General features: G+C 49.2%; 24 protein-coding genes. 8 read left to right on the forward strand and 16 right to left on the reverse strand.

Annotated features, from left to right (window positions below; all coding sequences use genetic code 11):
* Positions 1 to 48 precede the first annotated feature (48 nt).
* The 9 genes from JIE71_RS09215 to hutU all read right to left on the reverse strand — a co-directional run bounded on the left by JIE71_RS09215 (position 49) and on the right by hutU (position 10894).
* Positions 49 to 705 (reverse strand): hypothetical protein, encoded by a 657-nt coding sequence (locus JIE71_RS09215; protein ID WP_199508421.1) that lies wholly within the window; start codon positions 703 to 705, stop codon positions 49 to 51.
* 169 nt (positions 706 to 874) lie between these two features.
* Positions 875 to 1630, reverse strand: a complete 756-nt coding sequence (locus JIE71_RS09220) for a PhnD/SsuA/transferrin family substrate-binding protein (RefSeq protein WP_199508422.1) — start codon at positions 1628 to 1630, stop codon at positions 875 to 877.
* A 3-nt stretch (positions 1631 to 1633) separates the two neighbouring features.
* A complete protein-coding gene (locus JIE71_RS09225; protein WP_199508423.1) occupies positions 1634 to 2128 on the reverse strand; it encodes a PAS domain-containing protein in 495 nt (164 codons plus the stop codon).
* Between the two features lie 75 nt (positions 2129 to 2203).
* Positions 2204 to 2566 (reverse strand): roadblock/LC7 domain-containing protein, encoded by a 363-nt coding sequence (locus JIE71_RS09230; RefSeq protein ID WP_199508424.1) that lies wholly within the window; start codon positions 2564 to 2566, stop codon positions 2204 to 2206.
* 719 nt (positions 2567 to 3285) lie between these two features.
* A complete protein-coding gene (gene hutI, locus JIE71_RS09235) occupies positions 3286 to 4599 on the reverse strand; it encodes an imidazolonepropionase (protein ID WP_199508425.1) in 1314 nt (437 codons plus the stop codon).
* Between the two features lie 21 nt (positions 4600 to 4620).
* Positions 4621 to 5679, reverse strand: coding sequence for a formimidoylglutamase (gene hutG, locus JIE71_RS09240; RefSeq protein WP_199508426.1), 1059 nt, complete (start codon positions 5677 to 5679; stop codon positions 4621 to 4623).
* A gap of 90 nt (positions 5680 to 5769) precedes the next feature.
* Positions 5770 to 7332, reverse strand: coding sequence for a histidine ammonia-lyase (gene hutH / locus JIE71_RS09245; protein ID WP_199508427.1), 1563 nt, complete (start codon positions 7330 to 7332; stop codon positions 5770 to 5772).
* A gap of 293 nt (positions 7333 to 7625) precedes the next feature.
* Positions 7626 to 8561: a YjiH family protein gene (locus JIE71_RS12565; protein ID WP_416232029.1), complete on the reverse strand. Its 936-nt coding sequence runs from the start codon at positions 8559 to 8561 to the stop codon at positions 7626 to 7628.
* Between the two features lie 632 nt (positions 8562 to 9193).
* Positions 9194 to 10894, reverse strand: a complete 1701-nt coding sequence (gene hutU / locus JIE71_RS09255) for a urocanate hydratase (RefSeq protein WP_199508429.1) — start codon at positions 10892 to 10894, stop codon at positions 9194 to 9196.
* 229 nt (positions 10895 to 11123) lie between these two features.
* Between hutU and JIE71_RS09260 the strand changes: the two genes are divergently transcribed.
* From JIE71_RS09260 to JIE71_RS09275, 4 genes are all read left to right on the forward strand, one after another.
* The gene (locus tag JIE71_RS09260) at positions 11124 to 11885 is read left to right on the forward strand and encodes a UTRA domain-containing protein (RefSeq protein ID WP_199508430.1); all 762 of its coding nucleotides are present in this window, start codon (positions 11124 to 11126) and stop codon (positions 11883 to 11885) included.
* Positions 11886 to 12251: 366 nt separating this feature from the next.
* Positions 12252 to 13085 (forward strand): amino acid ABC transporter substrate-binding protein, encoded by an 834-nt coding sequence (locus JIE71_RS09265; RefSeq protein WP_199508431.1) that lies wholly within the window; start codon positions 12252 to 12254, stop codon positions 13083 to 13085.
* A 38-nt stretch (positions 13086 to 13123) separates the two neighbouring features.
* Complete coding sequence (locus JIE71_RS09270) at positions 13124 to 13807, forward strand: amino acid ABC transporter permease (RefSeq protein WP_199508446.1); 684 nt, start codon at positions 13124 to 13126, stop codon at positions 13805 to 13807.
* Between the two features lie 48 nt (positions 13808 to 13855).
* Entirely contained in the window at positions 13856 to 14599 is a 744-nt protein-coding gene (locus JIE71_RS09275; protein ID WP_199508432.1) for an amino acid ABC transporter ATP-binding protein, read from the forward strand.
* Positions 14600 to 14723: 124 nt separating this feature from the next.
* On the opposite strand, the gene JIE71_RS09280 is transcribed toward JIE71_RS09275, so the two are convergent.
* The 3 genes from JIE71_RS09280 to JIE71_RS09290 form a co-directional block, all read right to left on the reverse strand.
* Positions 14724 to 15371 (reverse strand): anthranilate synthase component II, encoded by a 648-nt coding sequence (locus JIE71_RS09280; RefSeq protein ID WP_199508433.1) that lies wholly within the window; start codon positions 15369 to 15371, stop codon positions 14724 to 14726.
* A 40-nt stretch (positions 15372 to 15411) separates the two neighbouring features.
* On the reverse strand, positions 15412 to 16821 hold the full coding sequence (locus tag JIE71_RS09285) for an anthranilate synthase component I family protein (protein ID WP_199508434.1): 1410 nt from the start codon (positions 16819 to 16821) through the stop codon (positions 15412 to 15414).
* Between the two features lie 78 nt (positions 16822 to 16899).
* Entirely contained in the window at positions 16900 to 17175 is a 276-nt protein-coding gene (locus JIE71_RS09290) for a Trp family transcriptional regulator (RefSeq protein ID WP_199508435.1), read from the reverse strand.
* A 330-nt stretch (positions 17176 to 17505) separates the two neighbouring features.
* Between JIE71_RS09290 and JIE71_RS09295 the strand changes: the two genes are divergently transcribed.
* Positions 17506 to 18804, forward strand: a complete 1299-nt coding sequence (locus JIE71_RS09295) for a PepSY-associated TM helix domain-containing protein (protein ID WP_199508436.1) — start codon at positions 17506 to 17508, stop codon at positions 18802 to 18804.
* A gap of 14 nt (positions 18805 to 18818) precedes the next feature.
* On the opposite strand, the gene JIE71_RS09300 is transcribed toward JIE71_RS09295, so the two are convergent.
* The 4 genes from JIE71_RS09300 to JIE71_RS09315 all read right to left on the reverse strand — a co-directional run bounded on the left by JIE71_RS09300 (position 18819) and on the right by JIE71_RS09315 (position 22963).
* A complete protein-coding gene (locus JIE71_RS09300) occupies positions 18819 to 19601 on the reverse strand; it encodes an ABC transporter ATP-binding protein (protein WP_199508437.1) in 783 nt (260 codons plus the stop codon).
* On the reverse strand, positions 19598 to 20641 hold the full coding sequence (locus JIE71_RS09305) for an iron chelate uptake ABC transporter family permease subunit (protein WP_199508438.1): 1044 nt from the start codon (positions 20639 to 20641) through the stop codon (positions 19598 to 19600). The genes JIE71_RS09300 and JIE71_RS09305 overlap by 4 nt, the downstream gene beginning before the upstream one ends.
* 12 nt (positions 20642 to 20653) lie before the next feature.
* Positions 20654 to 21733, reverse strand: coding sequence for an ABC transporter permease (locus JIE71_RS09310; protein WP_199508439.1), 1080 nt, complete (start codon positions 21731 to 21733; stop codon positions 20654 to 20656).
* A gap of 177 nt (positions 21734 to 21910) precedes the next feature.
* On the reverse strand, positions 21911 to 22963 hold the full coding sequence (locus tag JIE71_RS09315; protein ID WP_199508440.1) for a siderophore ABC transporter substrate-binding protein: 1053 nt from the start codon (positions 22961 to 22963) through the stop codon (positions 21911 to 21913).
* A gap of 548 nt (positions 22964 to 23511) precedes the next feature.
* Between JIE71_RS09315 and JIE71_RS09320 the strand changes: the two genes are divergently transcribed.
* The 3 genes from JIE71_RS09320 (at position 23512) to JIE71_RS09330 (ending at position 25697) form a co-directional block, all read left to right on the forward strand.
* Entirely contained in the window at positions 23512 to 24477 is a 966-nt protein-coding gene (locus JIE71_RS09320) for a hypothetical protein (protein ID WP_199508441.1), read from the forward strand.
* 100 nt (positions 24478 to 24577) lie between these two features.
* Positions 24578 to 25231: a MotA/TolQ/ExbB proton channel family protein gene (locus tag JIE71_RS09325; protein ID WP_199508442.1), complete on the forward strand. Its 654-nt coding sequence runs from the start codon at positions 24578 to 24580 to the stop codon at positions 25229 to 25231.
* A 64-nt stretch (positions 25232 to 25295) separates the two neighbouring features.
* Complete coding sequence (locus tag JIE71_RS09330; protein WP_199508443.1) at positions 25296 to 25697, forward strand: ExbD/TolR family protein; 402 nt, start codon at positions 25296 to 25298, stop codon at positions 25695 to 25697.
* Positions 25698 to 26030: the final 333 nt, after the last annotated feature.

A 26030-nucleotide genomic window follows, 5' to 3' on the forward strand; every position in this document is an offset into this window, starting at 1 on the left:
GGCATATCATACAAGCACATCAAGCAGCGCCCATAGTAGCGGTACGCATCAAGCTTCTGTACCCTTAGTTTCTACATTATCAACTGTTTCGGCATACTGATTTTGTTCTAAAGACTTTTGACAGGCGCGCCAGCGTTCATCAAATTGCCAATTACTCTTACCCAAACGAAACCAAACGATAGAGAAAGCCACACGGTCATTACAGGCCAAGCAGTGCGCAAAAAACTCATCTTCTATTTGTTCAATACTGCGGATGTCATGCTCTGCTTGAGCATGCATCAATTCCACAGTGATGTTCTTGGCAATCTCTTTGGCATCATCGCTACTGATACGCAAGCGATGCGACTGTACATTTAATGATGGCGTAACAAGCACACTCCAGCGCGTCGCAAACGTGCTGCTGTGGCGTATATAATCAAGCTTGTTGATACAGTTTAAAAACGCCTGCTCAATCTGTAGATGCAAGCGCCCTTGTATCATAGAAAATATCTCCAAACCTTCATAAGGAATGTCGTACCAGCAGGCGTAGAAATAGTCGGCAACCGCACCTTGTAAAGGCTCGCGCTCAGAGAGCTGAAGCGCTGCTTTGATACGCGCTTCGTGATAAGGGCGATGGGTTGGATTGGCAAACACCTTACGAGAAAAATGGCGAAATGTACGGCGCGCTACCATCTTGTTATCATCAATTGTAGAAAAATCGACCATGATAATATCCTCTATAATCAGATACCAAACCTATAATGAATCACGAGTGCAACATCACAGCTTTAGTAAAAAAATAAGTAAGCTTATGTGGCGGCATTATCAACGTATCTACCATGCACACAACCTTGGGTCTATCACAGCCGATGGCAAACCATGATACGACCGACCATTAATCCAATAACGTCTCCATCAAATCGAGCATAAACTCGGCATCTTCTTCGCTCATAGCCTCAAAGCCTTCGTTAAAGCCCAGCTCGTCGAGTACCGCTTTACCGTCAGCATCGTTATGAAAGCTGAGTAAGGTCTCCGTAAAGGCTTGCGCATCCTCACAGTTGCCCTTAACCAGCATTACATGGCTGATATCAGCAATGTCGCTTTCAATCAATACCTGTAGTTGCATCTTGGTCAAACGTGACAAACCGTGATAAATCTCAGCTAAGAAAAACCCTGCTTGTGCCTCGCCTTTAATAATCTTGCGCGCAGCAGCTTGGTAAGTGTCAGTGACATCCCAAACCAAGTCGTCTTCGGTTAAATCGACCGCCTCAAGCAAACGCAGACCAATCAATTTAACATCGCGGTTGTCCGCCATAGCAATCTGTGCGCCTTTTGGCAGCATATCTAATGCCGTGATATCACTGTTTGCAGCGGTAGCAATCACCATTTCGTCCGATTTGTTAATCGGACGCGCAACTGCGCGGTAACCATGCGTGCGAATCAGGTCGGCTGCATCAAAAGGGTTGGCGTAAATCACATGAACGTCGCTGCTGCTGACCAAGTCTTCTTGTTCTTTGTGCGAAGAGGGCATGTTTAGGTGCATTTTTAGCCCTGTACGTTTTTGTAGTAGGGTATTAAACATGTGCCAACCTGCAAAGCGCTCTGGCGAGAAATCAGGGGCAATGAGCATGTTATAAGCTTTATCAGTCATGATTTATTTGTCCTCATTGGCAGTCATGTCAGCATATTGCGCGCGTGCGGCGTCAATTTTGCTACGCGATGGTTTACGACGTACTGAGGTAAAGCCTACCGTTTTGCCGTGACGGACATTCGGTACGACCGTGGCATAGACCCAATAATGGCTACCATCTTTACATAAATTTTTGACATAACCATGCCATTTATTGCCCGCTTCAACCGTACCCCACAAGTCGTTATAAGCAGCTTTTGGCATATCAGGGTGGCGCAAAATATAGTGCGGTTTGCCAATCAATTCCTCTTCGGTATAACCACTAATCTCTACAAACGCATCATTAACGTGCGTAATCATACCGTCCAAATCAGTGCGCGAAACGATCAATTTGCCATCAGGATAGGGGCGCTCAATATCTGAATCGTAAACCACACGTGAGCTGCCATCGTGATAGTTCATGGTGACCGCTTTGGCGGGAGCATCAGGTTTTACAGCGTCAGCAAGTACAGAACCCATGCTTAACTCCTTTTATCTGTTTATCATTGTCATCATTATTCATAAGCCAGCGATTATTTCCCACTCACTATGGAGTTATAACAGATTGGCAAGAGCGCTGGCAGCACGTTTAATGTCCAAAAATATCAGACCCAGCTTTGCATTGGGCTTGGCCATAATGGTGAGTACCGCCTCGTCACCTGCAGACGTCATGATAACGTAACCTTGCTCACCTTGAATCATAATGCGATCCATACTCCCGCGCGCCAACTCACGCCCTGCACGATCACCCAATGACAGTAGCGCCGCTGACATCGCACCCACACGATCTTCATCCACATTTGAAGGTAATGCTGAAGCTATGACTAAGCCGTCATTAGAAATCAAAGCAGACGCTTCAACGTCGGTAGAGCCACTGTTCAAATCTTCTAAGACTTGTTGGAAAGAATCTGTACGCATAAGAGTATCTCTATCAGTGATGGTGGAATCGATATGTCGCTAAAAATAAAACCAAAAAATAGTTTTGTTTAAAGGTTGGATATTATAATACCTTACTATCTATATTGATATCCCTATATTGATATAGTTTTTATTATTTTATAGATTATAACCGTTCATCTAATAATTTACACCCCTTATAAACAAATTGTTATAGCTTGTTTATTGAGGATACTATCTTTTGTTGGGTTTTTTGTCATAAAAACGCATATTAATGGTGCTTATAAGTCATTTTATTGGTTTTCGCAATGAGATTGCGCGATGATGACGCATAAACAGCCACTCATCCTATTATAGGAATAATATTTCTATAAGTCTGATAACCGTTCGTGATATAAGTAGCATTAGTTTGTATAGAGGTACATAAGTCTATTAAAAATACTGATAAAAGTAGAACAAAGGTTTTAGGGCGTGTCATCATTTATACAGCGAGGTTTAAAATAAGATAAATCGTCGTCAAACAAGAAAATTGCAGAGAATATAGGCATATTTACAAAACTTTTGATGCTGTTTGGCAAGATTCAGCCAGTTTAAGACCGCTAAATGAGTCAATGTGCTTATTGAGGACGCACCCTAGCGATAAGGCTATTTTCGCAGATGCGCTTATCTTCAAACATAAAAAAGCCCCGAGTGATTCGAGGCAGGGCGTTGTTTATAAGACTGTAAAAATGGGTAAGCGCTTAGCGCCACTGTCCCTGATACATGACGCGCTCGGCAGGATTCAGTCCTATCTGCGCGCACAGATCAGCAGGACGGGCGATGTCCCACAGCACCAAGTCGGCATCACAGCCTACTTCGATTTTGCCTTTATTATCCAGTCCCAGCGCTTTTGCTGCGTGGACGGTCGTGCCTGCTAAGACTTCTTCAGGCGTCAAATAAAACAGCGTGCAGCCCATATTCATCGTGAGCAATAAGGATGTTAATGGTGATGTGCCAGGATTACAGTCGGTAGACAGCGCCATCGGCACGCCATACTGACGCAAGGTATCAATCGGCGGCAAGGTGGTATCGCGCAAGGTATAAAATGCCCCTGGCAGCAAGACAGCGACCGTGCCGTGCGCCGCCATCTGCTGAATGTCGGCTTCGGACAAGTGCTCTAAATGGTCGCTCGATAATCCTTTATATTCGGCGACCAAGCTGCTACCACCCATGTTCGACAACTGGTCGGCGTGCAGCTTGACAGGCAAATTCAGGTCGCGCGCGGTATCGAACACACGCTTGATTTGTGCGGTACTAAAGGCAATGTTTTCACAAAAGCCATCGACCGCATCAATCAAGCCCTCGCTGTGTAACACCTGCATCCAGTCGCACACCGCGTCGATATAGTCATCGCTGCGTTCTTTGTATTCAGCGGGTAGGGCGTGCGCAGCAAGGTAGGTGGTGCGGATATGCACAGGGTATTTGTCTGCGAGTATACGCGCCGCTTGCAGCATCTTGCGCTCGGTCTCAAGGTTCAGACCGTAGCCTGATTTTATCTCGATACTGGTGACGCCTTCTGCCAATAGCGCTTGCAGGCGCTTTTCACTTTGCGCCAGCAAGCTATCCATGCTCGCATCGCGGGTGGCTTGTACGGTCGCGACGATACCGCCGCCTTGTTTGGCAATGTCTTGATAGCTTGCGCCGTGCAGTCTTGCCTCAAATTCATTACTGCGATTGCCCGCATAAACCAAATGCGTGTGGCAATCAATCAGTCCTGGGGTGACCCAGCTGCCTTTGGCATCGGTAATTTTAGCTTTGCTGTAATCATGCAGATGCGGCGCGATGTCTTGCTGTGCGCCCAGCCATGCGATGCGTCCGTCTTTAATACCAATGGCAGCATCAAAAAGTTGCCCGTACAGCTCGGCGTTGTCATCTTTTTGTTTTGCTAAATGAAAGCCATACTTTTTTGAAAAAGTCGCGACGTTGGCGTTAATAATCACGCTATCAAAGTGGCTAAATCGGTCGCTGTTACTTTCATCAATATTGGAATTATTAATATCAGAATTATCAGTCATGCAACGTCTCCTGTGATGGGTTTACGATGAGTGTAGAAGCTGCTGCTCAGTAATCAGTGCCAGCAAGCGGGCAGCAACTTTCGCGCTGCGCTGGTCGATATCAAAGGCGGGATTAATCTCGGCGATGTCCGCGACTTTGACTTTACCTGTAGCAAAAAGATGCTGAATGCAGCGCTCGACAAAGGGCAGGGCGATACCATAAGCGGCAGGCGCGCTCACCCCAGGTACGATGGCAGCGGGGAAGCAGTCCATATCAATGGTCATATACAGCACGTCAATCTCTGCCATAAAGGCATCTATCTGAGCGGCAATCTTTGTCCACGGCTGCTCGGCGCACGCTTCATCACTGATGATAGTGACTTGTAAATCCTCGGCGCGGTCAAACAAAGCAGCGGTATTAGAAAAACGGCTGACACCAATGCAGCAATAGTGAAACGGCTGTCCGTGCGCGTTTAAGTGCTCGCTAATCTGACGAAACGGCGTGCCAGAGGTCGCCATAGGTGCTTGACGTAAATCCAAATGCGCATCAAAATTTAAAATACCGATGCGTGGTAGTTGGTCGTTGTTTTTACGAGCATTGTTGTTATTTTCTTTATCGTTATTGACAGTTAAATGCTGCCATAAGCCTAAAAAGCTGCCGTAAGCAATGGCATGACCGCCGCCAAGACCGACCGCCAAACCGCCTTGATTAAGCACTTGCGTCATTGTGTCGGCGTATTGCTGCTGGGCGGTTTCTAGCACGTCATCGGACAGCGTATCCTCATCGAGACAGTGGATGTCGCCTGCATCGCCGAGCAGCTGTGCCAAAGCATTATCATCACTGTAGCGCTGCTGGATTGCCGCTGTGATGGGCAGTTTGGCAAAGGCTTGGCGAATCATCGGCGGCGCGTCTTTTGCGCCCACACGTCCTTGATTGCGGCGCACCCCTTGGTCACAGGCAAAGCCTACGAGTCCGACCGCCTGTGCACTGTATGGCGCGGCGACTTGATACCAGTAGCGGGCGCGTGCGCTCTCAAAAGGCTCGGCGCGACCTGTCCAAAGATGGCTGTCCATCGCGCTCGTCTGTACGCTGATGCTCATAAAGTGTTTCCTTATATTTTTGCTAAACCTATCCTAAGAGATAAACGCCAACGCGCACTCTAAAAATAGCAATGCGCGTGGTGGTGAAGCTTAGCGGGCGTGATACCAATCGGCGCGCAGCGCTTGCCAATGCTCGGTGAGTGCGCCACTCATGACCAGCTGTTTTGCCGCTTCGATATCGGGGGCAAAGTAGCGGTCCTTGTCATAAAAACTCACCTCATCACGCAAGCGCTGATGCGCGGTATGTAGCGGTGTGGAGGTCGCAAGGTCGCGGTGAAAGTCGATGCCTTGCGCGGCGGCAAGCAGCTCAATACCGATGATGGTCGCGCTGTTATGTGCCATTTCAAAAAGACGGCGCGCGGCATAAGTCGCCATCGACACGTGGTCTTCTTGGTTGGCAGAAGTTGGAATACTGTCCACGCTGCCAGGGTGGGCGATGGATTTGTTTTCAGAAGCGAGCGCGGCGGCGGTCACGTGCGCAATCATAAAGCCTGAGTTGACGCCTGCATTCTCGACCAAAAATGGCGGTAAGCCTGACAAAGTGGCATCAATCAGCAGTGCCACACGGCGCTCAGACATCGCGCCAATCTCCGCAATCGCCAATGCTAAAATGTCAGCGGCGAACGCCACAGGCTCGGCATGGAAGTTACCGCCAGAAATCGCCACAGGACCGTCTTCATTATTAAAAATCAACGGGTTGTCCGTCACGGCGTTGGCTTCAATCAGCAAGGTGTTGCCCGCTTGATTGATAATGTCAAGACACGCGCCCATCACCTGTGGCTGACAGCGTAGGCAGTACGGGTCTTGTACTCGGCTGTCGTGGTCGCCTTGGTGCGAGGCGCGAATCTCGCTGCCTTCGATTAAGTGGCGGTGCGTCTTGGCAATCTGTATCTGTCCATGATGCCCGCGCACTTCGTGAATACGCGCATCAAACGGCGCGTCCGAGCCTTTTGCCGCATCAATTGACAGTGAGCCGACCACGGTCGCGGACTCTAATAAATCTTGGGCTAAGAAATAACCGCGTAGGGCAAGGGCGGTCGAGACTTGCGTGCCATTAATCAGTGCTAAGCCTTCTTTGGCTGCCAAAGTAATTGGCTCAATGCCTTTTGCCGCCAGTGCGTCCGCTGCCGCAACCGCTTCGCCATTGACGTACACATCACCTTCACCCATCAAGGCTAGGGTCATGTGCGATAATGGCGCAAGATCCCCTGACGCGCCGACCGAACCTTTGGCAGGGATATTGGGAATGATGTCATTATTAATCAGCGCCAGCAGACCATCAATCACTGCGCGGCGCACACCCGATACGCCTTGGGCGAGGCTGGCGACCTTCATGACCATAATCAGGCGCACCACGCCATCAGGCAGACGCTCACCTGTGCCGACCGAATGCGAAATAATCAAATTGCGCTGCAAAAGCTCCAACTGGTCATCGCTGATACGTGTCTTGGCAAGCAGACCAAAACCCGTATTGATGCCATAAGCGCTCTTATCACGGGCAATGATGGTCTGTACATTGGCGTGCGAGTCGTCAATCGCTGCATAAGCGCTCTCAGGCAGCGAGACGCGTACAGGCGCGTTATAAATGCGGCGCAGTTGGGCAAAGCTGATGTGTTTGGGGACAATCTCAAAGTGGTTGGTCTGCTCGGTCATGGTGGTGCTCCTGTCAGGTACTTTTTTGTGGGTGCGCCCGTGCTGCGGGCGGTATATATTTTTGGCAAATAGGCGACGTTTAAGTGCGCTCCTCACTTGCCTGATTTTTTATTAAAAATATGGGGGTTAAACGTTGCCGTTTTTCTTAACCACACCGTGTTTATTATCTGTTTTTTAAACTGGTGGTATGCGATTAGACGATATTTTTCTTGCTTGCTGTGACGATGTCTGCAGAGGCTACGAAAAATACCGTCTCATCACGCCATATCAGCTGTATAAAGAATAAATTGTATTTATCCCAACCAATGTAGCGCCAGTGCCAGCTGTCCAAACGCGCCCGCTAATACAATACTGAGCACCACGCGTTGAAACCAGATGACGACCATTTTACCAACCGATAGTGGAATCTCGGTGGCAAGGACGCAAGGAATCATCGCGGAGAAAAACAGCACGCTGCTAATCGAGATGACGCCCGCCACATAGCGCACCAAAATGTCCGCATCCGCCAGCAATAGCGCGGGTAAGAACATCTCTGCTAAGCCTGCCGACATGCCTTTTGCGGCTTCTAGCGGCTCAGGCATACCCGTCACGGCGGTAAAGGGATACAGCGCTAGGCCAATGATGTCAAAAACGGGTGTGTATTTGGCTAAGATAAGCCCTGTCAAACCCACGGCAATGATAGACGGCACAATCGCGGCTGCCATCACCACGCCGTCACGGAAGTTTGACCACAAAATCTGTGGCAAATCGGTCGCACGGCGCGAGGTCGCTAAGCCCAAATCCCAAGCCGCTGCTAAGCGCTTGCCTTTATGGTTGTCCATTTCGGGGCGGTTGGACGTATCGTCGGCGCGGCTAATCGGTGGAATGCGTGCAGTAATGGCGGTCACGATAAAGGTAATCACGAGCGTCGACCAAAAGAACAGATTCCAAAATTCCATCAAGCCTAAAGTCTTGGCAACAATGACCATAAACGCGGCCGATACGGTCGAAAACCCTGTGGCAATGATAATCGCCTCACGCGCCGAATATTGCTTTTGCAGATACACGCGGTTGGTAATCAATAAGCCAATCGAATAACTGCCAACAAAGGACGCCACCGCATCAATCGCCGATGCGCCAGGGGTTTTCCAAATCGGTTTCATAATCGGCTGCATCAGTACGCCAAACATCTCGAGCAAGCCAAAGCCCACCAGAAATGCCAAAATCAGCGCGCCAATTGGCACTATCATGCCCACAGGCAACGCCAATTTTTCAAACAAAAACGGCAGCATGTCCGCTTCCATCATAAAGGCGGGGGCAGTACCCGTGACGTATAATACCGCGAGCACTAAGCCCAAAACCTTAAACACGGTCAAAACAGTATTGGTCATGCTGGCACGCCATGACTTGTCAATAAAGGGCTTGGCAACGCCGTACAGCATCAATAAAAACAGCAACATCACCGCTAAAGTATGCTGCTGGCTGACCAAATAGGTCGCGCCGTGGTCGAATAAGATGGTGCTTTTACCGCCAATGGTAAACGGCACAAAAAACATCACCAGCCCAATGGCGCTAAACACAATTAATTGTACGATGCCGCGTGTCTTGGACAGTAACGGCGCGTCATCCTCGAACGTATTTAGTGTCTCAGTGCTTGGCAAGATAGGCGCGCTTTTGAGCGGTGCGCCCTCAACTGCTACCTTTGAGGTATCCGCGTGTGCGTCTGTCTCGTTTGGCAGTGCGCTTTGGGAGCTTTGGCTGTTACTTTTCATCTTATCCTCCTTGATAAGGGTATTCTAGGGACACGCCCTAGTAGCGACATAGCGTCTGTGAGCTTGTTGTCATCACAGACGCGAGCGCTTTGCTGAGCTACGGCTGATTATCAGTCAATCATCGGTAAGTTTAAGCCGTAGTCTTTTGCCGTTTTAATCGCCAGCTCGTAGCCTGCATCCGCATGACGCATAACACCTGAGCCGCAATCATTGACCAGCACGCGCGCCAGACGTTTCTCTGCCGCTTCTGTACCGTCCGCGACGATGACCATACCTGAATGCTGCGAGTAGCCCATGCCCACACCGCCGCCGTGATGTAGGGATACCCACGTCGCGCCGCCTGCCACGTTGAGCATACCGTTTAAGAGTGCCCAATCCGACACCGCGTCCGAGCCGTCTTTCATGCTTTCGGTCTCGCGATTAGGGCTGGCGACCGAGCCTGTATCTAAGTGGTCGCGACCGATAACGATTGGGCCTTTTAGCTCGCCATTTTTGACCATTTCGTTAAAGGCAAGCCCTGCTTTGTCGCGCTCTCCCAGTCCTAACCAGCAGATACGTGCAGGCAAGCCTTGGAACTGAATGCGTTCTTTTGCCATATCCAGCCAGCGGTGTACGTGGGTGTTTTCGGGGAACAGCTCTTTGATTTTTTGGTCGGTCTTATAGATGTCTTCTGGGTCGCCAGACAGCGCCACCCAGCGGAATGGGCCTTTACCTTGGCAGAACAGCGGGCGAATATAGGCAGGGACAAAGCCTGGGAAGTCAAAGGCATTCTTGACGCCTTCATCAAACGCTACTTGGCGAATGTTGTTGCCGTAATCAGTAGCAGGCACGCCCATGTCTTGAAAGTCCAAAATCGCTTGTACGTGTACCGCGCATGATTGTGCCGCGTCTATGGTCAGTTTGTCATGTTGGCTTGGGTCGTCTTGCGCCGCTTTCCATTCCTCCACACTCCAGCCGCTTGGCAGATAGCCATTGATGAGGTCGTGCGCTGAGGTTTGGTCGGTGACCAAGTCAGGCTTCAAGCCGCCGTTTTGGGCGCGTTTGACCATTTCTGGCAAGATGTCTGCCGCGTTGCCAAGAAGCGCGATAGAAATGGCTTCACCTGCTTTGGTGTGCTGTTCAATCAATTCATACGCGTGGTCGAGGTCGCGTGCTTGCTTGTCCACGTAGCCAGTACGCAGACGAAAATCAATGCTTGATTGCTGGCATTCGATGTTCAGTGAGGTTGCGCCTGCAAAGGTCGCGGCTAACGGCTGCGCGCCGCCCATACCACCCAAACCTGCGGTCAAAATCCAGCGTCCGCTCCAGCTACCGTCATAATGCTGGCGACCTGCTTCGGCAAAGGTTTCGTACGTGCCTTGGACGATGCCTTGCGTACCGATATAAATCCAGCTGCCCGCGGTCATCTGTCCATACATAAATAAGTCTTTGCGGTCGAGCTCATTAAAGTGTGACCACGTTGCCCAGCGGGGCACAAGGTTTGAGTTGGCAATCAACACACGCGGCGCATCGCTGTGTGTTTGGAATACGCCAACAGGTTTGCCCGATTGCACAAGTAAGGTTTGGTCGTCTTCGAGCTCTTTTAATGAGGCCAAGATTTGGTCGTAGCTTTCCCAGTTACGTGCCGCACGCCCAATGCCGCCATACACCACGAGGCTTTTTGGATTTTCTGCCACATCGGGGTGTAGGTTGTTTTGTAGCATACGATAGGGCGCTTCGGTCAGCCAGCTTTTGCAATTGAGCGTCGTGCCTGTTGGGGCTTTGATTTCTCGGCTCTCGTCACGGCGGGTATAGGTGGTGTGCTTGGTCATAATCATTCCTTAATCACATGAGGGGCAAATCGTGAGCAGCAAACGTGGCTGCCTGTTCCATAACTTTATTTGTATATACAAATTATCAAGGAAAAAGACGCTATGCAAGCATTTTTTTAAATTTTTAGTACGGTTTTGTCTTAACTTTTGCAAAATCGGCATGAGTGATAAGTAAAACATGACCATTTGCCGTGCTATGATAAGTTTATTTACGCAAAACGAGCCTGCCATGACCAAGAGCAAACCCATGCCTGCGTATCAACGCATCAAACAAGCCATTTTGAACAATATTCATCAAGGAACGTGGGCCGCAGGCACGGCCATATCGACTGAAATGGCGCTCGCAGAGGAGTTTGGCGTCTCGCGCATGACCGTAAATCGTGCGCTCAAAGAGCTGAGCGAAGAGCGAGTATTAGAGCGTCGCCAAGGTTCAGGCACATTTGTGGCGCAGCAGCAGTTCAATCACACTTTCGTCGAGGTGCGTAACATCGCTGAGGATTTAAAATCGGCCAACCGCGCCTATGAAGCAAAAGTGATGTCCAAGCGCGTCTTGACCAAAGCCATGCTCAGTGAGTCACTACGCCAGCACTTTCACATTGACGAAAAGGGTAAAGGCAGAAAAGCTAAGAAAAATGAGACGGTCGATACCGAGGCGGTACTGTATGAGGTCAAAATTCTGCATATCGCTGATGGCGAGCCGATTCAATTAGAGGAGCGCTGGGTCGATACCAAGCGCGTTCCGCAGTTTATTGAGCAAGATTTTACCGTGGTTAATACCAGTGATTATTTGGTCGCAGAAGTTCCATTAGAGCGTGGCAGCTATACCATCAGTGCGCAGCCCGCCAATGACGAGATTGCCGATGCGCTGAATATTGCGCCGCAGTCGCCGACCCTCGTACTGTGCCGTCAGACGTATTCAGCGGGACAAACCGTGACTGTAGTGCGCATGTGGCATGCAGGCGACCGCTATCAGTTCTCAGGCGAGCTGTAGCGCCTGCGCTCAGTTGCGTATGCAATAGGTCACCACGAATGGGTGACTGCCATCATAGCCGTCATACACAATGACCACACGCAATCGCAACGGAGAGACGCAGCCATTTTCCGTTATAGTCAATTCTATCTGTATTTAAAACAAAAACAGAGCAAAACAGCGCGCTTGTGTCGCTGCTGTCATGCAGTGTTTTTGTCATTGACTATTGAAAAATACTGCTGTTGCCCTTAGATTGTGCAGCCACATGCACAGACTATTATTCGACCTATCGCTCAGCGGCTGATGAGCGCTCGATGCTTTATCATCCAAATATTGAGCGCTTAATCGCTATAGCAATGGGTTTACTGATTAATACAAGGATTTCTCATGAAACGTCGTTATTTAACCCTACTGCCCATTATTGCAGGCAGCGCTTTACTTGCCGCTTGTAACCAATCAGGCAACACCGATACCGCTGCGGACGCCAGCAAAGACGCGGGTTCTGATTTATTGCAGCGCATTGACAATGGCGGCACGATTACTGTTGGTACTGAGGGCACATATCCTCCGTTTACCTATCATGATGAAAGTGGCAAGTTGACAGGCTATGATGTCGAAGTCACCCGCGCTGTCGCCGATAAATTGGGCGTGGATGTTGACTTTAAAGAAACTCAGTGGGACGCAATGCTGGCAGGTCTGGATTCAGAGCGCTTTGATATGGTTGCCAACCAAGTGGCCTTGACCACACCTGAGCGTGAAGCCAAATACGACAAATCAACCGCCTACAGCTGGTCGGGTGCGGTGGTACTGGCGAAAAAAGAAGACAACCGCTACAACGCTTGGGAGTCTATCAAAGGTCTAAGATCAGCGCAGTCGCTTAGCAGCAACTATGGTGAGTTGGCAGAAAAATACGGCGCGACCGTCGTACCTGTAGACGGCATGGCGCAAGCGGTTGAGCTGGTCAAACAAGACCGTGCTGACTTGACCATGAACGATGAACTTGCTGTCCTTGATTACTTGAAAAAGACGCCAAACAGCGGACTTGAGATTAAACTCAAAGCGCCAGCAGCAGAAAAAACAGGCTCAGGCATCATCTTGCGTAAAGGCAACGAAGATGTGCTTAACAAAATCAATGACGCTATGGCAGAGCTAGAGCAAGACGGCACACTGACCAAAATCAGTGAAGAATTCTTTGGCGCTGACATAAGCAAGCAAAACTAATGACGTGGCTTACTGACCTGCTGGCCGTCCTGCCGTTTATGACGCCTGATCGGGCAGAGATTGTCATTAATTCGTTTTGGCCGATGCTCAAAGGCGGTATCTATTATTCGATACCGCTTGCGCTCGTCTCCTTTGCTATCGGTATGTGTATTGCGCTTCTTGTGGCGCTGGTGCGCATCGTACCGCGTAGCAGTTGGTGGCACGAAATTTTGTATCGTGTGGCGCGGGTGTACGTGTCTGCCATTCGCGGGACGCCGATGCTGGTGCAGCTGTTTATTATCTTTTACGGTCTGCCCAATGTCGGCATCAAGCTCGACCCGTTTCCCTCCGCGATTATTGCCTTTTCGTTGAACATCGGCGCGTATGCGTCTGAGACGGTGCGTGCCTCTATTCTGTCCATTCCGAAAGGACAGTGGGAAGCAGGATCGACCGTCGGCATGACCTATTTGCAGACTTTTCGCCATGTGATTCTGCCACAAGCACTGCGCGTGTCTGTGCCGCCGTTGTCCAACACCTTTATTGGTCTCGTTAAAGAAACCTCGCTAGCGTCGCTGGTACTGGTCACCGAGCTGTTTAAACAAGCGCAGATTATCACCGCCCGTAACTATGAGTTTATGCTGGTGTATACCGAAGCGGCATTTATCTATTGGGGCATTTGCTTGTTCTTAAGCTTCTTGCAAGGCAAGCTTGAGACCCGTCTCGACCGCTATGTGGCAAAATAACGCGAAGGCGTCACGCTTGGCGTTATTGGTACAACGATAGGAATGGCTATGATTCAGATCAAAAATATTCACAAAGCCTTTGGCGATAACGAGGTGTTAAAGGGCATTGATTTAACGGTCAATAAAGGCAACGTGGTGGTGATTTTAGGGCCATCAGGCTCGGGGAAAACCACCTTTTTGCGTTGTCTAAACGCGCTTGAGATTCCAGACCAAGGCACAATCAACTTCGATGATGGCAGTTTGAGCGTGGACTTTGCCACTAAGCCCAATAAAAAAACGCTCACCGCGCTGCAGCGCAAGTCGGGCATGGTGTTTCAGTCGTACAATCTGTTTCCGCATAAGACCGCGATTGAAAACTTGATGCTCGGGCCTGTCGTGGTACAGGGTAAAAACAAAGCCGAGATGCGTAAAGAGGCACTGAGTTTGCTTGAAAAGGTAGGTCTTGCAGACAAGGCGGAGTTGTATCCGTTTCAGCTCTCAGGCGGACAGCAGCAGCGTATCGGTATTGCCCGCGCACTGGCGATTGAGCCTGATTTGCTGCTCTTTGATGAGCCAACCAGCGCCCTTGACCCTGAGCTGGTGCAAGATGTGCTCGCGACCATGAAGCAGCTGGCGTCCGAAGGCTGGACGATGGTGGTGGTCACGCACGAGATTAACTTTGCCCGTGACGTTGCTGACCACGTGGTCTTGATGGAAGGCGGCTATGTGGTCGAAGAGGGCAGCGCCAAGCAACTGTTTGAAGACTCCAAGCATCCGCGTACGCAGGCGTTTTTGCAGCGTATCAGTGAGTAACGATTGCGCTCTTTGCTAACCGCGCTTTTGCTAACAGTGCCCTAGACAACCCGCCATAAAAAGCCCCCATACCGTGAAGGATGGGGGCTTTTTTATGCGTTTTTATTTTTAGCATATTTTTTAATCAAACCTGCAATAAAAAATTGCTCAGCAACCGCTTAGCGCCTTCGGTAGCAAAGGATTCAGGGTGAAACTGCACGCCTTGAATCGGATAGTCTTTGTGTCTTACGCCCATGATTTCATCACCGCTCAGCGCCGATTTGTCAAAGTCCAGCGCGCTATTGTCCGCATTGGCGACGACCGAGGTAATCTGCAAGCACTCAGGCAGGGTGTCGGCTTTGACCACCAAGGAGTGATAGCGCATAATCTCCAGCCCTTGCGGTAAGCCGTGATAGATGCCCGCGTCATCGTGACGAATGGCAGAGACTTTGCCGTGCATCGGAATATGCGCGCGCACCACATCGCCGCCGAACACGTGCGCGATGCCCTGCATACCGAGGCACACGCCCAGCAGCGGCGTGGTCTTGCCCAGCGTCTCAATCACCTCGCCACAAATGCCGAAATAGGCAGGGTCATCAGGCGCGCCAGGACCAGGGGAAATGATGATTCTATCAGGGTTGAGCGCTTGCACCTCTTCTAAGGTTAGCTCATTGTTACGCACCACGTTGACTTGTGGCTGTTTTTCTCCGTCCAACGTCTGCAAAATCTCGCCCACATATTGGTATAAATTAAAGGTAAACGAGTCGTAATTATCAATAATCAAAACATTCATGGTATACACTCTTTGTCGCATCACTGGGTAACTATAAAAATCAAGCCTGCATAAAGCTGTCGAGCACCACTTTCATCGCAGATAGTTTGCGCTGAATCTCTAGGTATTCGTCTTCAGGATTGGAGTCGTAGACATTGCCACCGCAGGTCTGCGCGTAGGCGGATTCGCCACTAATAAACAGGCTGCGAATCGGAATGGCAAAGATGCAATCGCCATTAAAATTAAACGAGCCGATAGCCCCACCATACGCGCCGCGTCCGTCTGGCTCCAGCTCGTTGATGACTTTAATCGCTTCCACTTTGGGCGCGCCTGAGAGCGTGCCTGCTGGGAAGTTGCTGGCAAGCGCGCTGAACATGTCTTCGTCAGGGTGCAAGATGCCGACGATTTCAGAGGAAATGTGCTGCACGTGCGAAAAGCGCTTGATGTCCATCAAGTTACGCACCTTGACCGTCCCAAACTGCGCCACGCGCCCAATATCATTGCGGTGTAAATCAACGAGCATATTGTGCTCGGCAATCTCTTTGGCATCATTGAGTAGCGCCCGCGCCAGTTTGCGGTCTTCTGCCACATCGACGCCGCGCTTGGCTGTGCCTGCTAGGGGATAGGTTTCCATCTCGCCTTGACGCAAGCGGAACAGCAGCTCAGGCGATGCGCCCACGATGCACTGCTCGCCAAACTTCATAAAATACATGTGCGGTGATGGGTTCACAGCGCGCAATTTTTCATAAATCGGCATTTTGCTACCCGTGATGCGGTATTTGGATTTAAAGCCCACTTCACATTGAAAGATACGCCCTGAGATGATGTCTTCTTTGACCTGCATCACTGCTTTGGCGTGCGCCTCTTTACTCATGCCATCGCCCAAAAATGCTACGTGCGGTGCGTCATATTCTGGAATCGGTGCGTTCAGTAGCGCTTTGATTTGTTCAATACGGTTGTCTTGCTGCGCGGTCGGGTAGTAAAAATAAAAAATCTCGCCCGTCATTTTATCGAGTGTCAAGCCGTCAAGATACACACCGAATTTAAACGGTTCAAAGTCTTCGCTGGTCTTAGCGGTCAGGCTTGGCTCAAAGAAATTCACACAGTCATAGCCCAAATAGCCAACTAAGCCGCCGCTTTGCTCACGCGCAATGACATGCTGCGGCGTTATCTCACGCAAGAGCTGATATGGATTGTCCGTGTGATACTGCTCGGTGGTCGCCGTCTTATTGTCCGTGATGGCAAGGGTATGGCGGTCAAGCGCGGTGATGGTCATGGCAGGGTCAAAGCCAATGGCATGATGGCGAGAAATGTGGCTGTCTTCGCCCAAAGATTCGAGCAGATAGCAGGCATCAAAGGCGCTTTCGATGCGCTTAAACAATGCCAAAAAATCAATGTCTTCGGTCAGTTTAATGCGCTGCGGCTTACTGGGGATGTCAATCAATGCGGGGCGTTCGGTCGTCGCGGTCATAAAAAATCCAAAAAAAATCCAAAAAAGTGAAAGAGGAAAAAACGTCAAATAGGGCAATGAAAAAATGAAGTGCTAAGTTTAATCAGTCTGGCGTAGCGTATTTAATAGGGCGCTGACGTCTTGGTTTTGTGCAGCCTTTGCCCCGCGTGACACGGTGGCGATACCCACACCGAGCTGTTCGGCAATCTCGCGCTGGGTCACCCCGCGCGCCAACAAATCAAAAATACGGATACGATTGGCAATGTCTTGGCGCTCTTTGTCAGTTAATAAGGCATACAGCAGCGCTTCAATGTCGCTGCGGTCGGTGCACGCTGCCAAATGCTGCAATAAACCTTGATACGGGTCAGTACTCATAATGATTGATTCCAAGCAAAATCGCTAAATCAAGGGATGAACCCTTATTAAGTTTCAGTATCCTAGTACACTAGAACAAATAACACAACTGTAATTTGTTTGGTTGTCAGCAGGTTTGGGCGGCGCTATGATACGCGTCTTTAATGATTGATAATAATTATCGTTAAGTGATTTATGCTATAGCCATCGTGTCACGGGCGTTTGCACTGGGTATTTTAAATAGCTGATATTTTTATTGTTGAAAGTTATTGATTTTAAGACTATTGGATTTGAAGTTACTGGGTTTAAGGTCACCGAATCTAAAGTTACTGGGTCTGTTTCGAGGTTGTGATGTCACGCGCTATTCGTCAAGGTTGCCTTTGGCTGCATCGTTATACAGGGCTGTTTATTGCCGCGTTTTTATTTATCGCAGGCATAACGGGCGCGCTGCTCGCCTTTCATGATGAGCTGGACGATGCGTTTAATTACCAGCTGGCGCAGGTTGCGGTGCAAGACGCGCCCATGCTTAGCATCGCTGCTTTGCATGACAAGGTGATGATGGCTTATCCAAATGAAAGCTTTTCAAGCCTGCCCACGCACATTGATGCGGGTAAGTCGGCAGTATTCAACGTTGATAAGTGGCGCGGCAGTGAGCGCGTCACGCCTGAGCCTGACATCGATGAGGTGTATATTAACCCCTACACAGGGGAGGTGCTGGGCGCACGCAACAAGGACACATGGGCGCTGAATAATGTCATGGCAAAAGTGTATTGGCTGCACCGCGACTTATTGCTTGGAGATAAGGGCAAGCTCGTTTTGGGCATTGCTGCACTGCTATGGACGCTCAACTGCTTTATTGGCTTTTACCTGACCTTGCCGCGTGTTAGCAGTAAAGGTCAGGATAAGAAAAGCAATCAGCGCGCCTCATGGCTCAAGCGCTGGCAACCTGCATGGCGTATCCGCACCAAGAGCAATTTTTTTAAGTTTAATTATGACATCCATCATGCGTTTGGCTTGTGGTTGTGGCTCATGCTGCTCGTCATCGCATGGTCGAGCGTGGGCTTTAACCTACCGCCTGTCTATCAGCCTGTGATGCAAACGCTGGTTGGGCTGGAGCCGTTCGGGTTCAGCGGGCAAGGCACACAAATAGCGCTATCAGCCATAGACCCTGATGCGACCATCGGCACGGATTATCCAAGCCGCGCTCAAGCAAGCGATTATGCCGTTACCAAAGTCAATGGCATCGACTATATGCAAACCCAAGCGACTACTGCTGCAAAGCGAGCGGGACATGAGGTGCAGGCATTGTTGGGTATGCGCTGGGCGATGGATGAGGGGCAATGGCAGCTGCGTCTTAAGACCGATGCCGATATCGGTAAACAAAGCGGCGCGTCGTCCATCTCGGTCGATGCCAAGACAGGCGAGGTGGTGCGCGTGCGCTTCGGTAGTGAGGCAAGCTTCGGTGCAAAGGCGGATCAGTGGCTGTCCACCCTGCACATGGGACATATCGGGCAGGGCGCAGGTCACATGCTGCATCAGATTTTTTTAAGCCTTATCGGTGTGGCAGTGGCGCTACTGTCGGTGTCGGGCGTGTACTTGTGGTATAAGGGCAGGCAAGCGCGCAAAAAGTGGCTACAAACTCAAAAGTAAAACACCATACGCAATTAAACTGCCGCATCACTCATATCGTCAATGGTGTCAACAATCACAGGGCGGCCTTGGTGCTCAAGCACCGTCACATCGACGCCGTATAGAGTATAAATGCTTTGCTGTGTTAACACTTCTGCTGGTGTGCCTGTAGCGGTAATGCGTCCAGCTTTCATCGTCACTACCGTATCGGCAAACTGCGCCGCTTGGTTGACATCATGCAGTACGATGACCACGGTTTTTTGTTCCTCGCGACTGAGCGCTCGCAGCTCACGCATCAAGCGCCCAGCGTGATACATATCTAGATTGTTCAATGGCTCATCGAGCAATACATACGGCGTGTCTTGACAGACAATCATAGCGATGAGTACTCGCTGACGTTGCCCACCTGAGAGCGTGGATAAAAACCGCTCAGCAAGCGCGCCAAGCTCAAAGCGCTCAATCATCTCGTTAACCTTAGCATGATCTTCACTACGCGGACGACCTTGATGATACGGATAGCGCCCGAACATCAATAGCTCATGCACACGCAAACGCCCTTGCACATGATTGTCTTGGCTCAGCATCGCCACCACTTGCGACAGTGTGCGCGCGGCAGTAGTGGCAATATTATGTCCTGCAAAGGCAATACTGCCTGACTGTAACGGCGAGATACGCGCCATTAATGAAAACAGCGTCGATTTTCCTGCACCATTGGGACCAATCAGCGCAATCACCTGCGCGCTCGGTAAAGACAACTGTACGTCATGTAAAATCTGCTGCTCGCCAATCGTATGCGAGACGCCCATTACCTCTATCATCGTGCCCCCGAGGCGCTGCGATAGCGCATAAATATCAATAGTAAAAACACAACACCGCCCACCAGCTCAATCACCACAGACAACACGCCCGCCATACCGAGCACCTGCTCGAATATCGTCTGTCCGAGTACCAAGCAAACCATCGCCAATAGGCTGACCAGTATCAAGCGCTCACTGTGGTGCATATGCCGTGCCATACGGTTGGTCAAAGCGCAAACGAGTAGACCAAAAAAAGTCACAGGCCCAACCAACGCAGTAGATACCGCCACCAAGACGGCGATAATACTCAAAATGCCAAAAGCAAAGCGTTGATAATCAATACCCAAATTAATGGCTTGGTGCTTGCCCAGCATCAGTACATCGCATTTATAGCGCCAGCGCCAAATCAACACAGCGGTCAATGCGCAAATGACACCGCTGATAATCAATAATTTGCTATCCACGGTGGTAAATTGTGCGTAGCTGGCTGATTGTACGACGACAAAATCCATTGGATCGATCAGTCGCGCCACCAATGCGGAGAGACTGCGAAACAGAACACCAAAAATCACCCCAACCAAAATGAGCCGCGTCAAGTCTTGTTGTTGTTTGGAAAATAGCAGTTTAAACAATAACAACGACGCCCCAAACATCAGCAGCGTCTCTAGCGCAAATTTGCCTAAAATGTCCATCCCACTATAATTGACTGCACCGAGTACAAATACCAGTACACTTTGTAGCAAGACATACAGCGCATCAAACCCCAATAATGACGGCGTTAATATTGGGTTTTGGGTTAAGGATTGGAATAACAGCGTCGAAACACCAATAGCATAGCCAACAATCAATAAGGCTGCCAACTTTGTCCCACGAAAGGGCAGTACAAAGTCCCAGTTGCCATGCGCATTTAAGGTTAAAAACAAGGTAATAGACAGCAATAACAACGCCGATGCCCAACCAATAGGGGAGAGCATTGCCAATAGATGCCGTACGCGCTGCCAAGCGGTTAAGGAGTCATCGCTCTTAGACGCAGTGGCGGTAGATACAAACGGAGAAAACATAAGACTCGTCCCTTATTCGCTAGGCGCACGCAGCAGCAACCATAAAAATACCACCGTACCTACCACCCCAAAGACTGTTGCCACAGGCACTTCAAAGGGATAACGTATTGTCCGTCCGATAATGTCACACAGCAGCACCGCCGATGCACCGAGCAGCGCCACCGCAGGCAGGCTGCGTCTGAGCTTATCGCCCATAATGCGACTGACAATGTTGGGCACGACAAGTCCAATAAAAGGAATCATACCCACTGTGACTACCACAACGGCGCTCATCATTGCCACCATCGCGATGCCCAGCCACATAATTTGCTGCTTATTGATACCGAGGTTCAAGGCTATGTGATCGCCCAGCCCTACGATGGTAAGTTTGTCTGCGATGATATAGGCGAGCACGCACAAAGCACCTGTCAACCACAATAGCTCGTAGCGCCCTGCAAGTACCCCTGAAAAGTCGCCAAACTGCCAGACACTGAGCATCTGCAACGATTCAGTTTGATACGCAATAAAGGTTGCTACCCCTTCAATGATACCGCCAAATACAATACCAATCAGTGGTATCATCAAATAGTCGGTTGGCGGTACGCGGCGAATCAGCAGCATAAACAATATCATCCCAAGCGCTGCTGTGAGCGTTGCTGCACCCATCTTAAAGAGTAGCGCACTGGTCGGAAACAATAAGCTCACAAGTAGCAAACCGAGCATCGCGCTTTGGGTTGCGCCCACCATTGACGGCTCAACAAAGCGATTTTTAAGCACCACTTGCACAATCATTCCCGCCACTGCTAGCGCAATGCCTGTCAAAATAATAGCAATCGTGCGCGGGATACGGCTAATAAACAACAAGTCGCTGTCAGTACCTGCTTGATAATGTAGCAGACTGCCCCAGACATTGCTCCATGAAAAGTCTGCGACACCGATAGATAAACTGGTGACGATGAGCATGAGCATGAGAATAAGGCTTGCGCTATTGATCACCCAAGGCGGGAAGGCAGCACGGCGCGTAGAAGAAGGCAACACTGAGAGATTATTGCTGGTAGCAGCTGGCGAGGGATGAGAGCGTGCTCGTCCAAAGAGTCCAGAAAATAATGACATAATAATCCTAGCAGTCCTATGGCACAGCGCATCTTTTGATGCGCTTTACAATCAAAATGCGCCAAAAAGCATAACAGGCGTATTATAGATGAAGACGCGCCTATTCTTAAAATATGTCTTCAAAAAGAGATATTAGCAATAAGCGCGCTTTAGGCTTTAGGTGTCCGTAGGTGTGGATTATGACGCCGTATCTGTTTTGGTGCTTGCCTTGCTAAAGGCCGCTTTAAATTTGTTTAAATCTGTCATCCACTGGTTATAACCACCGAAAGCAAGGTAAGAGTCTGGACTTAAATAAATCACTTGCTTGTTTTTCCATGCATTCGTTTCAGCCACCAACGGATTGTTAAGTACCGCCTCGGCACCCTTACCTTCTTCGCCGATCGCTGCACCACGGTCAAGTACGAATAGCCAATCAGGGTTTACTTTGTTGATATATTCAAAAGAAACAGGCTGGCCATGACTGCCTTCCTTGATACTGTCATCTGCCATGGGTACGCCAAGCAATGTATGGATAAAGCCGAAGCGCGACTCACTGCCATAGACTGAGGTCTTATTGCCATTGACCAGTACCACAAGGCCTGTACCTTTATCTTTAGTGACCGCTTGCGTGTCCTTGATGGCTTGGTCAATGTCACTTTGTAGCTCGGCAGCCTTATCACTTTTACCAAACAAAGCGCCCAAGTCGGCAAGGCGCTGTTTGCTTGACTCATAGATGTTTGCTGTATCAATGGTCATGTCAAGTGTCGGGGCAACGCTTGATAGCGCATCATACTTTTCTTGCATACGTGAGCCAATCAAAATCGCTTGCGGTTGCATGGCGTTAAGGGCTTCAAGATCTGGCTCAAATATCGTGCCCATGGCTTTGGGTTCAGGTTGTGTCTTGGCATGTAGGTTGTCTAATAATAGCTTATCAGGCGCACCATCTACTGCCACATCGAGCGCTGCCAAATCTTGTAGTAGTGTCATGTCATATACGACAAGTGGCGACGGATTAATCGGCATATCGACCTTGCCTTTAACCGTATCTACACTGACCTGCTCAACAGACACCGCGTCATTATTAGCCACATTAGAAGCGCTGTCTGCACTCTTATTTTCCTTCTCTGTATCTGGTGTGGGATCGCTCGATTCGTTTGAGCTACAGCCTGTTACCCCTGCACTTAATAATGCACCGAACACAACGGCCAACATAGGACGCTTGATTGAAGATAAAGAAGAAGACATCAACATAAAAAAACCACTCGCGATAATCAGAGGGACAATAAACCATCTGCGGTAAAGGAAAAGAAGAAACAGCCTATCGACTGTCTATAGACGAGGTCGTTAGCGTAACAGTTATTAAATAAAGCGTACTGCTATGCTAACGACCCTCAACAACTGCCATGATGATAAAGCAAAGCCAAATGTTTATCAATGATAATGATAATAATTGCTATTACTGTTCCTAACAGATCTAGGCCGTGTCATCATTTAAATCGCCAGTTTAAAACCGCTAACGACTTCATGTACTCATTAATGACGCGTCTTAGACAGAACCATGTTTATTTTTCATTGTGACATCTTATGCAGCGGGCAGTAGACATTTAATCAAGTGTGTTTTTGATGCTCTATCCGTTTTATTTGGGCTTTACTAAGTGCGCCACTCCAAAAAGACAAGCATCAGATAAAACGACACCGATGAAACACTTTTGCTTTCTAAATAAATATTGATAATGGTTATCGTTTGTATTACTATTAAGCCGAATTTTGCTCACGGCTTTTAATAAGGTATGACTGCTTTGACGAACATAACTGCGCCATCACGAAAACTGATACTGACCACCATTGGGCTGGTGGTGGGCGCGCACTTGCTCACGGGTGGTGCATTGTCCAACATGGCACCAACTGCATTACCTAAGCAAATTTTACCTGAGCCAAAGCCCATTGAAGTTAAAATGATCACGCTTGCGCCTGTAGAAGAAAAAGAACCTGAGCCTGAAGTTATCAAGCAAAAACAAGCCGAGCCCGAAGTGCGCCGCGCCTCTGCACCCAAGGTGGTCAAAAAGCCGCCGACCAGTACCAAGCAAGCGCCAAAGCCGAAACCAAGAACGCAAACACAGCAGCAATCAACAGCAAAAAAATATCAGCCACCTGCAAAGGTAAAAAAAACGCAGCAAGCGACCGCAACCACTGCAGCAACGACGCAGCCCACGACGACGATAAATAATACCCAAACGATTACCGCTAAGAATAATAATAGTAGTCATACAACACCTACGCCTGCCACAGATAAGGGCACGATTGCGGCTATCAGTGCCGCTGAATTACAAGCACAGCAAATAGAGAGAGAAAGAAAGGAAAGAGAGGCAGAAGAAGAAAGAAAAAGACAGGCAGCAATGAAGGCCGAACAAGACCGTCTTGCTGCTGAAGCGGCTGCCCAAGCCAAAAGAGAAAGAGAAGCCGCTGCTGCGAAGAAAGCAGCTGAAGAAGCAGCTGCCAATCAAGGACCTGTTAATTTTAGTGCTAGTGAAGCCAGTTGGCGTAAGCAGCCCGATATGAGTGGTATCTCTAATGAGCCCGTTACCTTGACAGTAACCTTAAAAGTAGACAAACAAGGTAATATTACCAGTGTGTCAGTCACTGGCGGTGACAGAAAAACTTCAGGCTTAGCAAAGCGGCGTATTAAAGGGGCGAAGTTGAATCCATTTATGAGAAATGGCACACCTGTTGCTGGCACTGTAACACTAACCGTTCAGGCAATTTAACAGATCCCTACATACCTTAATGTTTAACTTACCTACATTCGTATAAGCACTATCCCAATCTAATTATGCAGGTTGGACAACACCTAAAAAGGACATGACCATGGATTTTGCAAGCTATTGGCAATACAGCGATGCCATTACCAAAAGCCTATTTTTTATTTTGCTACTCTTATCCCTGCTGTCATGGGTAACAGGGGTGCTACGTGTCATACAAAGCCGCAAACTAAGCCGTAATGTTAGTGATGATTTGCGTCAGCACATTCAAAGTAAATTGCCTGAAGTTAGTGGTAGTAGTGAAGCCACACGCCGTGTGGTCATTGAGCAGGCACTACTTCAAAACATTGGTCGCTATCGCTTTGCCAGTGAGCGCGGTTTACCTATCTTAGGAACGACAGCTGCCATTGCACCATTTATCGGTCTGTTCGGTACGGTGTGGGGTATCTTTCATGCGCTACACAACATCGGTACGACTGGGCAGGCAGGCTTAGCACAGGTTGCTGCCCCTGTAGGTGAGGCGCTAATTATGACAGGCTTTGGTATTGCGGTAGCGATTCCTGCTGTGGTGTTTTATAACGTTACCGTACGTGTCAATCGCCGCATCATGCACCATGCCAACGATACTGCGCATGACTTGCTGGCGAGTACCTTGAATGATGGACGAGCGCGTCCTGCATCAACGCTTAAGACCGCTAGCAGCACTGAAGCAGATGCCCCAAGTGCTCATTATAGCGCTTCGGCGAGCGCGCGCTCATAATCAATCCACCAGTAGATGCCCGCACAGGCATGTTTTTTTACGATCAATCAAAGGCAAGAGTATTATGGCATTTCAACTCGGTGACGACGATGCTCAAGGTATGAATGAGATGAACCTCATTCCGCTTATCGATATTATGCTGGTATTGATGATTATCTTTTTATTGACTGCCACGGTATTAAATCCTACTGTGCCCCTAGAGCTGCCAAAGACAGCAGCAACAGTCAACGAGCAGCCACCTGAAGTCATCCAAATCAGCATTGATAAAGACGCGGGTATCTTTTGGGACAGCGACCCTATTGACCTTGAGACCCTAAACACCCGATTAAAAAGTGCTGCCGATAGTGGTGCCGACCCAAGCATTCAGCTGCGGGCGGATAAGGACAGCCGCTATGATACGGTCGCGCAAGTACTTGCTTCAGCCAGCGGTGCAGGGCTTAGTAAGATTGCTTTTGTTAATGAATAAAATACAGCAGCGCTAGGGCGTGCCATCATTTACATAGCGAGGCTGAAAATGAGTCAATGTGCTTATTGATGACCTGCCCTAACTTAAAGCGCGCAAATATAACGATAACAATAATAAATAATAAAAACGTTTGCTCTCACCTCGTTTGGCTCGCCATACGGGGTTTTATTTTGTCATTTGGTTTTGTGCGTATTAGGGCGTGTTGAACATTCGCAAATAGGCACTGCTGATTGCTAAAATTGTTCCAGACAAGGCACAAAGCGACGATAATGCAGATGCCTTAGCGAGATTTGTAACGCAGTATGGGGCAATTTTAGCATCAGCCCGCAGGGA

The organism is Psychrobacter sp. bablab_jr014 (genome assembly GCF_016464015.1).
GTDB lineage: Bacteria > Pseudomonadota > Gammaproteobacteria > Pseudomonadales > Moraxellaceae > Psychrobacter.

Bases quoted from the DNA above. Each gene is read 5' to 3' on its own strand.
- JIE71_RS09215 (WP_199508421.1), bottom strand. From the start codon at position 705: ATGGTCGATTTTTCTACAATTGATGATAACAAGATGGTAGCGCGCCGT.
- JIE71_RS09220 (WP_199508422.1), bottom strand. From the start codon at position 1,630: ATGACTGATAAAGCTTATAACATGCTCATTGCCCCTGATTTCTCGCCA.
- JIE71_RS09225 (WP_199508423.1), bottom strand. From the start codon at position 2,128: ATGGGTTCTGTACTTGCTGACGCTGTAAAACCTGATGCTCCCGCCAAA.
- JIE71_RS09230 (WP_199508424.1), bottom strand. From the start codon at position 2,566: ATGCGTACAGATTCTTTCCAACAAGTCTTAGAAGATTTGAACAGTGGC.
- hutI (WP_199508425.1), bottom strand. From the start codon at position 4,599: ATGACTGATAATTCTGATATTAATAATTCCAATATTGATGAAAGTAAC.
- hutG (WP_199508426.1), bottom strand. From the start codon at position 5,679: ATGAGCATCAGCGTACAGACGAGCGCGATGGACAGCCATCTTTGGACA.
- hutH (WP_199508427.1), bottom strand. From the start codon at position 7,332: ATGACCGAGCAGACCAACCACTTTGAGATTGTCCCCAAACACATCAGC.
- JIE71_RS12565 (WP_416232029.1), bottom strand. From the start codon at position 8,561: ATGATAGTGCCAATTGGCGCGCTGATTTTGGCATTTCTGGTGGGCTTT.
- hutU (WP_199508429.1), bottom strand. From the start codon at position 10,894: ATGACCAAGCACACCACCTATACCCGCCGTGACGAGAGCCGAGAAATC.
- JIE71_RS09260 (WP_199508430.1), top strand. From the start codon at position 11,124: ATGACCAAGAGCAAACCCATGCCTGCGTATCAACGCATCAAACAAGCC.
- JIE71_RS09265 (WP_199508431.1), top strand. From the start codon at position 12,252: ATGAAACGTCGTTATTTAACCCTACTGCCCATTATTGCAGGCAGCGCT.
- JIE71_RS09270 (WP_199508446.1), top strand. From the start codon at position 13,124: ATGACGCCTGATCGGGCAGAGATTGTCATTAATTCGTTTTGGCCGATG.
- JIE71_RS09275 (WP_199508432.1), top strand. From the start codon at position 13,856: ATGATTCAGATCAAAAATATTCACAAAGCCTTTGGCGATAACGAGGTG.
- JIE71_RS09280 (WP_199508433.1), bottom strand. From the start codon at position 15,371: ATGAATGTTTTGATTATTGATAATTACGACTCGTTTACCTTTAATTTA.
- JIE71_RS09285 (WP_199508434.1), bottom strand. From the start codon at position 16,821: ATGACCGCGACGACCGAACGCCCCGCATTGATTGACATCCCCAGTAAG.
- JIE71_RS09290 (WP_199508435.1), bottom strand. From the start codon at position 17,175: ATGAGTACTGACCCGTATCAAGGTTTATTGCAGCATTTGGCAGCGTGC.
- JIE71_RS09295 (WP_199508436.1), top strand. From the start codon at position 17,506: ATGTCACGCGCTATTCGTCAAGGTTGCCTTTGGCTGCATCGTTATACA.
- JIE71_RS09300 (WP_199508437.1), bottom strand. From the start codon at position 19,601: ATGATAGAGGTAATGGGCGTCTCGCATACGATTGGCGAGCAGCAGATT.
- JIE71_RS09305 (WP_199508438.1), bottom strand. From the start codon at position 20,641: ATGTTTTCTCCGTTTGTATCTACCGCCACTGCGTCTAAGAGCGATGAC.
- JIE71_RS09310 (WP_199508439.1), bottom strand. From the start codon at position 21,733: ATGTCATTATTTTCTGGACTCTTTGGACGAGCACGCTCTCATCCCTCG.
- JIE71_RS09315 (WP_199508440.1), bottom strand. From the start codon at position 22,963: ATGTTGATGTCTTCTTCTTTATCTTCAATCAAGCGTCCTATGTTGGCC.
- JIE71_RS09325 (WP_199508442.1), top strand. From the start codon at position 24,578: ATGGATTTTGCAAGCTATTGGCAATACAGCGATGCCATTACCAAAAGC.
- JIE71_RS09330 (WP_199508443.1), top strand. From the start codon at position 25,296: ATGGCATTTCAACTCGGTGACGACGATGCTCAAGGTATGAATGAGATG.